This window comes from Pseudomonas onubensis (assembly GCF_965653655.1).
Lineage (GTDB): Bacteria > Pseudomonadota > Gammaproteobacteria > Pseudomonadales > Pseudomonadaceae > Aquipseudomonas.
Map to the genome: position 1 here is coordinate 65,675 of NZ_CBFHAZ010000018.1, position 13,224 is coordinate 78,898.

Consider the following 13,224-nt stretch of genomic DNA (forward strand, 5'->3'; position numbering starts at 1 on the left):
ATCCATAAGAAGAATAAGGAGGGGTTAGATGACCACCCATTCACCACGTTTCAAACCGTTTACCGCAGGCTCGCTACTCCTGTTGTCCGTTGCGGCGCAGGCGGCCTATACCGAAAACGGCCAGGCGGGTAATCCCGCCAGTTGGCGCTCCGCCGAATTCCAGAGTGACTGGGGCCTGGGGCGCATGAAGGCGGATGAAGCCTATGCGGCCGGCATCACCGGCAACGGGGTCAAAGTCGGCGCGCTGGACTCGGGTTTCGACCCCAACCACCCCGAAGCCTCAAAAGACCGCTACCACGCGGTCAGCGGCACTGGCACCTATGTGGATGGCAGCGCGTTCAGCACCACCGGCGCACTCAACCCCAACAATGACTCCCACGGCACCCATGTCACCGGCACTATGGGCGCGGCGCGTGATGGCGTGGGCATGCATGGCGTGGCGTACAACGCGCAAATCTACGTGGGCAATACCAACGCCAACGACAGCTTCCTGTTTGGCCCGACCCCGGACCCCAAGTATTTCAAGGCGGTGTACACCGCTTTGGTGGATTCCGGCGTGCGCGCCATCAACAACAGCTGGGGCAGCCAGCCCAAGGATGTCAGCTACCAGACCCTCGGCGATCTGCACGCCGCCTATGCCCAGCATTACAACCAGGGCACCTGGCTGGATGCCGCAGCGGACGTGGCCAAAGCCGGGGTGATCAACGTGTTCAGCGCCGGCAACAGCGGCTATGCGAATGCCAGCGTGCGCTCGGCCTTGCCGTATTTTCAGCCGGAACTGGAAGGCCATTGGCTGGCGGTATCCGGCCTGGATAAAGCCAATAACCAGAAATACAACAAGTGCGGGATTGCCAAATACTGGTGCATCTCCACGCCCGGCGCGCTGATCAACAGCACCATTCCCGACGGCGGTTATGGGGTCAAATCCGGCACCTCGATGTCGGCACCCCATGCCACCGGCGCGCTGGCGCTGGTGATGGAGCGCTACCCGTACATGACCAATGAGCAGGCGTTGCAGGTGCTGTTGACCACCGCCACGCAGCTCGACGGCTCGATCACCCAGGCGCCCAACACCACTGTGGGCTGGGGCGTGCCGGACCTCGGCCGAGCGATGCATGGCCCGGGGCAATTGCTCGGCGCAATGAATGTAAACCTGGCGACCGGGCAGGGCGATGTGTGGAGCAACGGCATCTCCGACCAGGCCTTGGTCCAGCGCCAGGCCGAAGACCGCGCCGAGCACAGCGCCTGGCAGCAAACCCTGATCGACAAGGGCTGGCAGAACGGCGTGGGCGCGAATGCCTCCCAGCAGGACCAGACCGATTACGCCGTTGGCACTGCCCGTGATCAGGCCGCAGCCAACCGCGTGTATGAAGGCAGCCTGATCAAATCCGGCGCCGGCAGCCTGGTGCTCAGCGGCGACAGCACGTATCGCGGTGCGACCAGCGTCAATGGCGGCCTGCTGGCAGTCAACGGCTCGCTGACCTCAGCCGTGACCGTCAACAACAGCGGCACCCTCGGCGGTTCCGGGCGCATCGGCGCGTTGAGCGTCAACAGCGGCGGCACCGTGGCACCGGGCAATTCTGTGGGTACCTTGCAGGTGGCCGGTGATGTAAACCTGGGCGCAGGCTCCACCTATGCGGTGGAACTCACGCCCACCAGCAGCGACCGCATCGTCGCAGGCGGCAAAGCCGTTCTGGGCGGCGGCACCGTGACCCTGGCGCTGGAAAACAGCCCGACACTGCTCAGCCAAAGCCAAGTGCAAAGCTTGATAGGCCGCCAATACACCATCCTCCAGGCGGCGGGCGGTATTCAGGGCCAGTTTGGCCAGGTGCTGCCTAACTACCTGTTCCTCGGCGGCACCCTCGATTACGCCGCCAACGGCGTGCAGTTGGATGTGGGGCGCAACAACGCAGCGTTCGCCAGCGTTGCCGCGACGCGCAACCAGAGTAATGTCGCGGCGGCGGCCGAGCAACTCGGTGCCGGTAACCCGGTGTATGAAAGCCTGTTGCAGTCGGACTCGGTGGCCACCGCCCGCCAGGGCTTGCAGCAATTGTCGGGTGAGATCTACCCGGCGATTGGCGCGATGCTGATCAACGACAGCCTGCAACTGCGTGACGCTGTGGGTGAACGCCTGCGCCATGTGCCGGTGAGCGGCGAAAGCAACCTGTGGCTCAAGGCGCTTGGCGCCTGGGGCAAGACCGACAGCCGCAGCGAAACCGCAGGCTCGACCACCTCGATTGGCGGTTTGCTTGCGGGTGTGGACGGCGCGCTGGATGAACAGACCCGCGTGGGTGTGGTCGCCGGCTACAGCGACAGCTCGCTGAACATGGGCAGTGGCACGCATTCATCGGCGTCCATCGACAGTTACCACTTGGGTGCTTACGCCGGGCGTGAACTGGGCGACTGGCGCGTCAGCGTGGGCGGCGCCTACAGCTGGCATCGTGGTGACGTAAAGCGTGACCTGCAATACGGCGAAGTCAGCGGCAAGCAAAAGACCAAGCTGGATGCGCGCACGGCGCAGTTGTTCACTGAAGCGGCGTACCGCATTCACCTGCAACCGCTGGCGCTGGAGCCGTTCGCCAACCTGGCCTACGTCCATCTGGACAGTGACTCGTTCCATGAAAAAGGTGATTCGGCTGCGCTTGAGCGTGGCAGCGATCGGCGCGATGCGGTGCTCAGCACCCTCGGCGTGCGGGCCTTGAAAACCCTGGCGCTCAATGACCATCAGCAGTTGGAACTGTCCGGTTCGCTGGGCTGGCAGCACAGCCTGACGGCGGTTGAATCCGAAGAACACTTGGCGTTTGTCGCCGGCGGGCCGTCTTTTGCCGTGCGCAGTTCGCCGTTGTTGCGTGATGCCGCGCTGGTCGGTGTGCAGGCCAGCCTGGCGCTGAGCAAGGCCACGCGGGTCAACCTGGATTACAACGGCCAGTTGGGTGGGAGCGCGAAAACCCAAGGCGTGGGGCTGAGCCTGAACTGGCAGTTCTAAACACACCGCAGCGATGATCGTTCCCACGCTCCGCGTGGGAATGCCTCTTGTGACGCTCTGCGTCACGCTTTGGACGCAGAGCGTCCGGGGCTGCATTCCCAGGCGGAGCGTGGGAACGATCAGGTTGGATTTCCAAAAAAGTGCAATAAGAAAACTAAGGAAGGTCACCGTGAACAAACGCAAACCAGGGTTAAATACCGCCACTCACACAGGCCCGGGCTACCCGCTCAAGGCTTTGAGCTGCGTGCCATACGGCGCGCTGCTGTGCTGCCTGGCAAGTCTGGGGACCGCCCAGGCCGCACCCTATGTGGAAACCGGCAAACTGGGCGATGCCGCCAGTTGGCGCAGCAGTGAGTTCAAGGCCGATTGGGGCCTGGGCGCCATCCACTCAGACACCGCGTATGCCGCCGGCTACACCGGCAAAGGCGTCAAACTGGGCATCTTTGACCAGCCGGTGTATGCGCAGCACCCGGAGTTCGCCAGCCCCAACAAGGTGGTGACGATTGTCACCGAAGGCATCCGCCAATACACCGACCCGTATATTCCTGTGAAGGCCGGTGATGCGTTCCGTTATGACGGCACGCCATCCAAGGACTCCAACGGCAAGCTGGGTAACCACGGCACCCACGTCGGCGGGATTGCCGCCGGTAACCGTGACGGCGGACCGATGCACGGCGTGGCGTTCAATGCGCAAATCCTCAGCGCCGAAAACGGCGACCCAGGCCCGGAAGACGGGATCATCCTCGGCAACGACGGTGCGGTGTACAAGGCCGGTTGGGATGGTCTGGTGGCCAGCGGCGCACGCATCATCAACAACAGCTGGGGGATCGGCATTGGCGATCAATACGCCAAGGGCGGCCGCGATCCGGCGTTCCCCAACTTCACGGTCAATGAAGCCCAGGCGCAGTTCAACAACATCCGGCCGATCCTCGGCACGATTGCCGGTGGCGCCTACCAAGGCGCAATCGATGCCGCGCGCAGCGGCGTGCTGACCATCTTTGCCGCCGGTAACGACTACAACCGCAACAACCCGGACGCGATGTCGGGCCTGGCGTACTTTGTGCCGGAGATCGCACCGAACTGGCTGTCGGTAGCCGCCTTGCAGCAAAACCCGGACACCGCGAGTGCCAACCCATATGTGATCAGCACCTTCTCGTCGCGCTGCGGTTATGCGGCGAGCTTCTGTGTGTCGGCACCCGGTACCAGGATCTTCAGCTCGATCATCAACGGCACCGACCTGAGCAACCTCACCACCGACTGGGCCAACAAAAACGGCACCTCCATGGCGGCGCCCCATGTGGCCGGCGCAGCGGCAGTGCTGATGGAGCGCTTCCCCTACATGAGCGGCGAGCAGGTCGCCACGGTGCTTAAAACCACCGCCACCGACCTTGGTGCGCCGGGCATCGACGCGCTGTATGGCTGGGGCATGATCAACCTGGGCAAAGCCGTCAACGGGCCAGGGATGTTCGTCACTGCCGAAGATATTCCCGCTGAGTTCCGTATCGACGGCGCCTATGGCAGCAGCCAGTTTGTCGCCGACCTGCCAGGCATTGGTGCGGTGGTGGACGCCGGTAAACCGACCCAGCGCCTGTGCACCGACGTGCATTGCGGCCTGGATGTGTGGAGCAATGACATCTCCGGCCATGGCGGCCTGACCAAGCAAGGCATCGGCGCGCTGGTGCTGACTGGCACTAACACCTACAGCGGGCCGACCTTGGTCAACCAGGGCTTGCTGGCAATCAACGGCTCGGTGACGTCTGACGTCACCGTCAGCCAGACCGGCGTGGTCGGTGGCTCGGGCCGTATCGGCTCGCTGACCGCCAAAAGCGGCGGCACTGTGGCGCCGGGTAACTCCATCGGCACCTTGAATGTGGCGGGCAATGTCACCTTTGACGCGGGTTCGACCTACGCGGTGGAGCTGTCGCCCACCAGCAGCGACCGCATTGTGGCCGCCGGCACCGCCACGCTCAATGGCGGCACTGTGACCCTGGCGCTGGAAAACAGCCCGACGCTGTTGACGAACGCCCAGGCGCAAAGCTTGATCGGCCGCCAGTACAACATCCTGCAAGCCGCAGGCGGTATTACCGGCAGCTTCGGCGCGGTGCTGCCCAACTACCTGTTTATCGGCGGCACCCTCAACTATGCCGCCAACGGCGTGCAGTTGGACGTGGCCCGTACCAACAGCTTTGCCAGTGTGGCGGTCACGCCGAACCAGCGTGCGGTCGCGGCGGCGGCGGACCAGTTGGGCGCCGGCAATGCGGTGTATGAAAGCCTGTTGCTGGCACCGAATGCGGCCTCGGCCCAAGGCGCGTTCCAGCAGCTCTCGGGCGAAATCTATCCGGCACTGCAAAGTGCGTTGATCAACGACAGCCGTTACGTGCGCGAAGCCGTCGGCGAACGCCTGCGCCATGGCGAGATGGGCGCAAGCAGCGACACCCTCGACAGCCGTGGCAACGTGTGGGTCAAGGCTTTGGGCGCGTGGGGCAAGACCGACAGCCGCAGCGACACCGCGGGCTACACCACGTCGCTTGGCGGCATGCTCGCGGGTGTGGACGGCGCGCTGGATGAGTCGACGCGTATTGGTTTGGTCGCCGGCTACAGCGACACCTCGTTGAACATGGGCAACGACACCCATTCCCGTGCCTCGGTCGACAGCTACCACTTCGGTGCCTATGCCGGGCATGAGATCGGTGCCTTGCGCCTGAGCGGTGGGGCGACCTACAGCTGGCATCGCGCCGATGTAAAGCGTGACCTGCAATACGGCGATGTGGCCGGCAAGCAGAAGGTCAAAGTCGACGCGAGCAGCACCCAGGTGTTTGGTGAGGCGGCTTACCGCGTCAACCTGCAACCGCTGGCCCTGGAGCCATTCGCCAACCTGGCCTATGTGCATCTGGACACTGATGGGTTTACCGAAAAGGGTGACGCCGCCGCGCTCAAAGGCCATGACGACACCCGCGATGTGGTGCTGAGCACCCTGGGCGTACGCGCCTTGAAAACCTTCAATGTGAATGATCACCAGCAGTTGGAAGTGTCCGGCACCCTGGGCTGGCAGCACAACCTGAGCAGCACCGATTCCGAGCAGCACCTGGCGTTTGCCTCGGGCGGCCCGGCGTTTGCGGTGGAAAGTGCGCCGATGGTGCGCGATGCCGCATTGGTCGGTGCGCGGGTCAGCCTGGCACTGAGCAAGGATGCGCGGGTGAATTTTGATTACAACGGTCTGTTGGCCAGCAAGGACAAGGTCCACGGGGTGGGGTTGAGCCTCGACTGGGCGTTCTAAAAGGAGACGACACTTCTTAAAGTGAGGACCGGGTTTATGTGGGAGCGGGCTTGCTCGCGAAAGCGGAGTATCAGTTAACAGATTCATTGGCTGAACCACCGCATTCGCGAGCAAGCCCGCTCCCACATTTGGATCGCGGGGGATCAGATAGAGCTGCTCCATAGCCACACGTGTTTTCGCTTTCTCTACAAATCCAACAACAGAGAGGCACTACCATGGGTATCTTTGACTATAAAAACCTCGGCACCGAGGGCTCCAAAACGCTGTTCGCCGATGCCATGGCGATCACGCTGTATTCCTACCACAACCTGGATAACGGTTTTGCCGTGGGTTACCAGCACAACGGCCTGGGGCTTGGCTTGCCGGCCACGCTGGTGGGTGCGCTGCTCGGCAGCACGGATTCACAAGGTGTGATTCCTGGCATTCCCTGGAACCCAGACTCGGAAAAAGCCGCGCTCGATGCGGTGCAAAAAGCCGGCTGGACGCCCATCAGCGCCAGTGCCTTGGGCTATGGCGGCAAGGTCGATGCGCGCGGCACTTTCTTTGGCGAAAAGGCCGGCTACACCACGGCCCAGGTCGAGGTGCTCGGCAAGTACGATGACGCCGGCAAATTGCTCGAAATCGGCATCGGCTTTCGTGGCACCTCGGGGCCACGGGAAAGCCTGATCACCGACTCCATCGGCGATGTGATCAGCGACCTGCTGGCGGCCTTTGGGCCCAAGGATTACGCAAAAAACTATGCGGGCGAAGCCTTTGGCAGCTTGCTCAAGAATGTCGCCGACTATGCCGGCGCCCATGGCTTGACCGGCAAGGACGTGGTGGTCAGCGGCCACAGCCTGGGCGGGCTCGCGGTCAACAGCATGGCGGATTTAAGCAACAACAAATGGTCGGGGTTCTACAAGGACGCCAACTACGTGGCCTATGCCTCACCGACCCAGAGTGCCGGCGATAAAGTGCTGAACATCGGCTACGAAAACGACCCGGTATTCCGCGCGCTCGACGGCTCATCCTTCAACCTGTCGTCCCTGGGCGTGCACGACAAACCCCACGAGTCGACCACCGACAATATCGTCAGCTTCAACGACCACTACGCTTCGACGTTGTGGAATATCCTGCCGTTTTCCATCATCAACCTGCCGACCTGGGTCTCGCATTTGCCCACCGGCTATGGCGACGGCATGACGCGCATCCTCGAGTCCGGCTTTTACGACCAGATGACCCGCGATTCCACGGTGATCGTCGCCAACCTGTCCGACCCGGCGCGGGCCACCACCTGGGTGCAAGACCTCAACCGCAATGCCGAACCGCACAAGGGCAATACCTTCATCATCGGCAGCGACGGTAATGACCTGATCCAGGGCGGCAAGGGCGCAGACTTTATCGAAGGTGGCAAAGGCAATGACACGATCCGCGACAACAGTGGGCATAACACCTTCCTGTTCAGCGGCCATTTTGGCAATGATCGTGTGATTGGCTACCAGACCACGGACAAGCTGGTGTTCCAGAACGTGGAGGGCAGCACCGACCTGCGTGACCATGCCAAAGTGGTCGGCGCCGACACGGTGCTGACCTTTGGCGCCGACTCGGTGACCCTGGTCGGCGTCGGGCATGGCGGCCTGTGGGCGGACGGCGTCAGCATCGGCTGATCAATGCCAGTGTTGCCCCCGCCAGCCGCCACCATAGTACGGTCGGTGGGGGTAGCCGTAGCCATAGCTGTAAACATGATGGGGGTAGTAGTAAGGCCGTGGGGCGTAACCCCAATGCCCGTAATAAACCGGCGGCGGCGGGGGAGCCACCACGATGACCCGCGGCGGCTGGCGAATGATGATGGTGTCGGCAAACACCGGCGCACTGGCCAGGGCCGCCAGGCTCAGGGGGATGAGTAACAGCGCGCGTACCGTCCGGGACATGAGTGCCATGGCCGTCTTTCTCCGTTCTACCGCCTTCGAAGATGAAGGCGGCTTATCGGTTAAACGTCGGATTGGCGAAAATCCTTCGGTGAATAAATCTTCACTGATCAACGGCGCAGCGCTGCGACGGGTTCGGCAGGCCTCACGCGTTTAATCAATACCCGCGAGCTGTTTCGCGCGTCATGTGAGGACCGAACATGTCCCGATTTCGATTGCTGCTGTGCGCCCTGGTGCTGCTGGGCCTGGGCGGGTGTGCGGTGTATCCGGCCTATCCCGGCCCATGCTGCTACCGGCCGTACTACCACTCGTACTACTACCATCCCTACTATCACCCGTATTACCGGTACTGATCGTTCCCACGCTCTGCGTGGGAATGCCTCTTGTGACGCTCTGCGTCACGCCTTGGGACGCGGAGCGTCCTGGGCTGCATTTCCACGCGGAGCGTGGGAACGATCAAAAAAGCCCCGCATTGCGGGGCTTTTCATGTTCAGGGGTTTGCTTTCACTTTTCGCTGCGAACCGTTGCAACGTCATCCGCCTTGATGCGGATGTGCTTGCCGGCGATGTCGGTGAATTCATAGAACCCATCGGCTGTCTTGGTCTTGGGGGTGTCCTTGGTCAAATACTGCGTGCCATTTTGCAATGTCACTACGGTTTGCGTGGAGCAACCGGCCATTAGCAGAAAAGTGAGTGCAACCAGCGGCAGACCCAAATTCTTCATGTTCATTACCCTTACCTTTAACCCTGAAAAATCCTGCTGAAAAGTCCCGTGCCTAAGGCTTCGGGCCATAAATGTTACGCCATCAACTGTCCTATCTGATCACTTTTATACAAAAAGTTGCGTGGGCCATTTATCTATTACTGATTGCAACAGCTCGCCGCTGGCGGCACTCTGTATGCATAACCAGTATTCAACCAGTGCGCGACATGGCCAATCCCCTCGACGACCCCTTGTATTACCTGCATAACTTCCGCCAAGTGCTGCTGTGGCTGGGGCAGCGTTATGCCGATTTGCTCGACCCGGACGAAATGCAGTTTATTCAGCAATTTGACAGGTTGCCGCAGCCGTCCCAGGCGTTATTGGTGCGCATGGTGATGCGCAAAGGTGTGCATTTTCGCGGGAGCAAACTCAATTACCTCGAAATTGGCTGCACCCACACGGCGGCGCTTGCACTGGTGCAGCAGGGCTGGGTCGATCAGCAGGGCCCGTTGAGTTTTGATGAGCTGTTCGCACTGCTGCAAAAAGGCGAAATCCTCGCCGCCTTCGCGCCGTGGATTGACCAACCCAAAGGCAAGAAGGCCGACTGGCTGGACGGGCTGGCGGCGCAGTTCACCGAATCACGCAGCTTTGCACAGTGGTGCCCCGAGCTGAACGACAGGCTCTACAGCCTCACCGTGATGGACCTGTGCGACCGCCTGCGGCTGATGTTCTTCGGCAACCTGCACCAGGATTGGTCGGAGTTCGTGCTGGCTGACCTGGGCATCTACACCTACGAAAAAGTCGAGTTCTGCGCCGAGTCCCGTGGCCTGCGTAGCCGTGACGATGTGCACGGTTTTCTGTTCCTGCACCAATGCCAGCAGGCCTTCGAAGCCGGGCAGGCACTGGACGAGGTACTGGCGCAGATCGTGCTGCTGGCCACCGACAACCCCTGGCTGGAAAAACGTCGGGCTAAACTGCTGTTCCAGATCGGCCAATACTGCGAGCGCAGTGCCGAGCTGGAATTGGCCGCGCAGATCTATCGTGATTGCGCCTATCCCGGCGCGCGCTCGCGGTTGATTCGCGTGCTCGAGCGCCAGGAGGATTACGCGCAAGCCATGGCCCTGGCGTGCGCGGCGCAGCAAGCACCGCAAAGCGCTGCCGAACAACAGCATCTGCTGCGTGTGCTGCCACGCCTGCGGCGCAAGCTCGGTGAACCGGCACTGCCCAAGGTCAAGCCACGTGAAGTCACGCGCCTGGACCTGGCACTGGTGCAGGCGCCGCTGATGTCGGTGGAATCCTGCGTGCAGGCGCACCTGAGCGAGCCGGATGCGCCGGTGCATTACGTCGAAAACGGGCTAATCAATTCGCTGTTCGGGCTATTGTGCTGGGAGGCGATTTTCGCGCCGCTGCCGGGTGCGTTTTTCCACCCGTTCCAGCGCGGGCCGGTGGACTTGCACAGCGAGGACTTTCACCAACGCCGAGCGGTGTTGTTCGCCGCCTGTTTCGAACAACTGGCGGATGAGCGCTACAAAGCCACCATCCGCCAGCGCTACGTGGACAAATGGGGCATTCAGTCGCCGTTCGTGTTCTGGAACCTGCTCAGCGAAGAACTGCTGGAGCAAGCCCTGATGTGCCTGCCCGCCGACCACCTGCGCTACTGGTTTGAACGCCTGCTGCTGGATATCCGCGCCAACCGCGCCGGCATGCCGGACCTGATCCAGTTCTGGCCGGCGCAAAAGACCTACCGCATGATCGAAGTCAAAGGCCCCGGTGACCGCTTGCAAGACAACCAACTGCGCTGGCTGGAGTTCTGCGGCGAGTACCAGATGCCGGTCACCGTCTGTTATGTGCGCTGGGCGCAAAGCGCTTGAGCTACAACGTTGCGGTGCGCGCGCTGTGCGAGTTCACGGCCAAGGTCGGCGACCTGGACCTGCGTTTTACGCCGTCGCCCAGCGCCCAGGAAGGCATTATCGGCCATCGCACGGTCGCCTCGCGCCGCAGCGCCCACTACCAGAATGAAGTGGCGCTGGAAGGCGAATACCAGCAACTCAAGGTGCGGGGCAGGGCAGACGGCTACGACCCGGACAGCAACCGCCTGGAAGAGGTGAAGACCTATCGCGGCGACCTGGAGGCCCAACCCGCCAACCATCGCCAATTGCATTGGGCGCAGGTCAAGGTGTATGGCTGGCTGATGTGCCAGAAACTTGGCCTGCAAGAGATCGACCTGGCGCTGGTGTACTTCGATATTGTCGGTGAAGGCGAAACCTTGCTGAACCAGCACTTTGCAGCGGGCGACCTTGAGCAGTTCTTCAACCAGCAATGTGCGTTATTCCTCGGCTGGGCACGCCAGGAAATGCAGCACCGCGAGGCGCGCAACCACGCAGCTAAAGCGCTGGCGTTTCCCCATGCCGCGTTTCGCACTGGTCAGCGTGCATTGGCCGAGTCGGTCTACAAGGCCGTCAGCACCGGCCGCTGCCTGATGGCCCAGGCGCCCACCGGCATCGGCAAGACCGTCGGCACGATCTTCCCGCTGCTCAAGGCGCTGGCGCCGCAGCAGCTGGACAAGGTGTTCTTCCTCACCGCCAAGACGCCCGGCCGCAAGTTGGCCCTCGATGCCGCCCAAGTGCTCTACGCCAGCAGCCCCGACTTGCCGTTGCGGGTGCTCGAACTGGTGGCGCGTGACAAGGCCTGCGAGCACCTGGACAAAGCCTGCCACGGTGATTCCTGCCCATTGGCCAAGGGCTTTTATGATCGCTTGCCGGCGGCACGCGTGGCGGCGTCCAAGGTGCGCCTGTTGGACCAGCGCAACCTGCGCGAGGTGGCATTGGCCCATGACGTCTGCCCGTATTACCTGAGCCAGGAAATGGCGCGCTGGGCCGACCTGGTGGTCGCCGACTACAACTACTACTTCGATTTCGGCGCCATGCTGTTCGGCCTGGCCCAGTTGAACCAATGGCGCGCGGCGGTGCTGGTGGACGAAGCCCACAACCTGGTGGAGCGTGCCCGTTCGATGTACAGCGCCAGCCTGGATCAGTACAGCCTCAAGACCCTGCGCGACAGCGCACCGGAGCCGCTGAAAAAGCCTTTGCAGCGCCTGAACCGCGAATGGAACGCCGTGCACAAGGACCAGCTCGCGCCGTACCAGGCTTACGCCAGCAGACCCGACAAGCTGCTCCAGGCGTTGAGCCTGTGTACCAGCGCCCTGGGCGATTACTTCAATGACCACCCCGAAGCCCTCAGCGGCGACCTGCAAGCCTTCTATTTCGAGGCGTTGCAGTTTGCCAAGGTGGCGGAGCTGTTCAACGAACACTTCATCTTTGATATCAGCAAGCGCCAGTTCGGCAAACGCAGCGCCTCGACCCTGTGCCTGCGCAACGTGGTGCCTGCCGAATTCATCCGCCCCAGGTTGACCGCCGCGCGCAGCAGTGTGCTGTTCTCCGCGACCCTGAGCCCACGCCACTATTACGCCGACTTGCTCGGCTTGCCTGCCGATACCGCGTGGATCGATGTGGAGTCGCCGTTCCAGGCCGAGCAACTGCAAGTGCGCATTGTCGATGCGATCTCCACGCGTTTTGTGCATCGCCAAGCCTCTCTGGAGCCGATTGTCGAGTTGATCGCCCGGCAGTTCACTGCGCAGCCGGGCAACTATCTGGCCTTCTTTTCAAGCTTCGATTACCTGCAACAGGTGGCGCAGTTGATGGCCGAGCGGCACCCGCAGATTGCGCTGTGGTTGCAGTCACGCGGCATGGCCGAAGCCGAGCGCCAAGGGTTTCTGGATCAGTTCACCCAGCACAGCCAGGGCATCGGCTTTGCCGTGCTGGGCGGCGCGTTCGGCGAAGGCATCGACTTGCCCGGCACGCGCCTGATCGGCGCGTTTATCGCCACACTGGGCTTGCCGCAACTGAACCCGGTCAACGAGCAAATGAAAGCGCGCATGGGCGCGATTTTCGGCGCGGGTTACGACTACACCTATTTGTATCCGGGTATCCAGAAAGTTGTGCAGGCAGCCGGCAGGGTGATCCGCAGCCAGCAGGATCGAGGCGTGGTGATGTTGATCGACGACCGCTTTGGCGAGGCCCGTGTGCGGCAGTTATTGCCGCGCTGGTGGGCGGTTGAGCGGGGTGCGTATCCGTTAGTTGGGTAACGGCGGCTTAGGGTTGCGCCCTGACGGGGCGATTTCAGATCACGATCACAAGCGCGGATCAAAATGCCGCTGACTTCGTCATCGAAAAGGATGTAAGGGCCAGAGCAACCGCCAACCTCATCTCCAAAGCTGCACGCGGTCAACTGTGGGAGCGGGCTTGCTCGCGAATGCGGTGGGTCAGTCAATTCATCTATCACTGATACACCGC

The 13,224-nt window shown here is 62.0% G+C and carries 8 protein-coding genes; 6 read left to right on the forward strand and 2 right to left on the reverse strand.

Annotated elements, in window-relative coordinates; genetic code table 11:
• The first annotated feature begins 28 nt into the window (after nucleotides 1-28).
• The 3 genes from eprS to ACTD9P_RS09045 all read left to right on the forward strand — a co-directional run bounded on the left by eprS (nucleotide 29) and on the right by ACTD9P_RS09045 (nucleotide 7,909).
• On the forward strand, nucleotides 29-2,986 hold the full coding sequence (gene eprS, locus ACTD9P_RS09035) for an autotransporter serine peptidase EprS (protein ID WP_438867449.1): 2,958 nt from the start codon (nucleotides 29-31) through the stop codon (nucleotides 2,984-2,986).
• A 169-nt stretch (nucleotides 2,987-3,155) separates the two neighbouring features.
• Complete coding sequence (locus tag ACTD9P_RS09040) at nucleotides 3,156-6,263, forward strand: autotransporter outer membrane beta-barrel domain-containing protein (protein ID WP_438867450.1); 3,108 nt, start codon at nucleotides 3,156-3,158, stop codon at nucleotides 6,261-6,263.
• A 215-nt stretch (nucleotides 6,264-6,478) separates the two neighbouring features.
• Entirely contained in the window at nucleotides 6,479-7,909 is a 1,431-nt protein-coding gene (locus tag ACTD9P_RS09045) for a polyurethane esterase (protein ID WP_438867451.1), read from the forward strand.
• Here the strand turns inward: ACTD9P_RS09045 and ACTD9P_RS09050 are convergent, their stop codons facing one another.
• The gene (locus tag ACTD9P_RS09050) at nucleotides 7,910-8,182 is read right to left on the reverse strand and encodes a hypothetical protein (RefSeq protein ID WP_438867452.1); all 273 of its coding nucleotides are present in this window, start codon (nucleotides 8,180-8,182) and stop codon (nucleotides 7,910-7,912) included.
• A gap of 188 nt (nucleotides 8,183-8,370) precedes the next feature.
• Between ACTD9P_RS09050 and ACTD9P_RS09055 the strand changes: the two genes are divergently transcribed.
• A complete protein-coding gene (locus tag ACTD9P_RS09055) occupies nucleotides 8,371-8,523 on the forward strand; it encodes a hypothetical protein (protein WP_438867453.1) in 153 nt (50 codons plus the stop codon).
• A gap of 151 nt (nucleotides 8,524-8,674) precedes the next feature.
• Here ACTD9P_RS09055 and ACTD9P_RS09060 read toward each other — a convergent pair whose 3' ends face one another.
• Entirely contained in the window at nucleotides 8,675-8,899 is a 225-nt protein-coding gene (locus ACTD9P_RS09060; protein WP_017135598.1) for a YgdI/YgdR family lipoprotein, read from the reverse strand.
• 200 nt (nucleotides 8,900-9,099) lie between these two features.
• Between ACTD9P_RS09060 and ACTD9P_RS09065 the strand changes: the two genes are divergently transcribed.
• Both ACTD9P_RS09065 and ACTD9P_RS09070 read left to right on the forward strand, forming a co-directional pair.
• Nucleotides 9,100-10,743: a VRR-NUC domain-containing protein gene (locus tag ACTD9P_RS09065; RefSeq protein WP_438867454.1), complete on the forward strand. Its 1,644-nt coding sequence runs from the start codon at nucleotides 9,100-9,102 to the stop codon at nucleotides 10,741-10,743.
• Nucleotides 10,740-13,016 (forward strand): ATP-dependent DNA helicase, encoded by a 2,277-nt coding sequence (locus ACTD9P_RS09070; RefSeq protein ID WP_438867455.1) that lies wholly within the window; start codon nucleotides 10,740-10,742, stop codon nucleotides 13,014-13,016. Before ACTD9P_RS09065 ends, ACTD9P_RS09070 begins: the two co-directional genes overlap by 4 nt.
• Nucleotides 13,017-13,224: the final 208 nt, after the last annotated feature.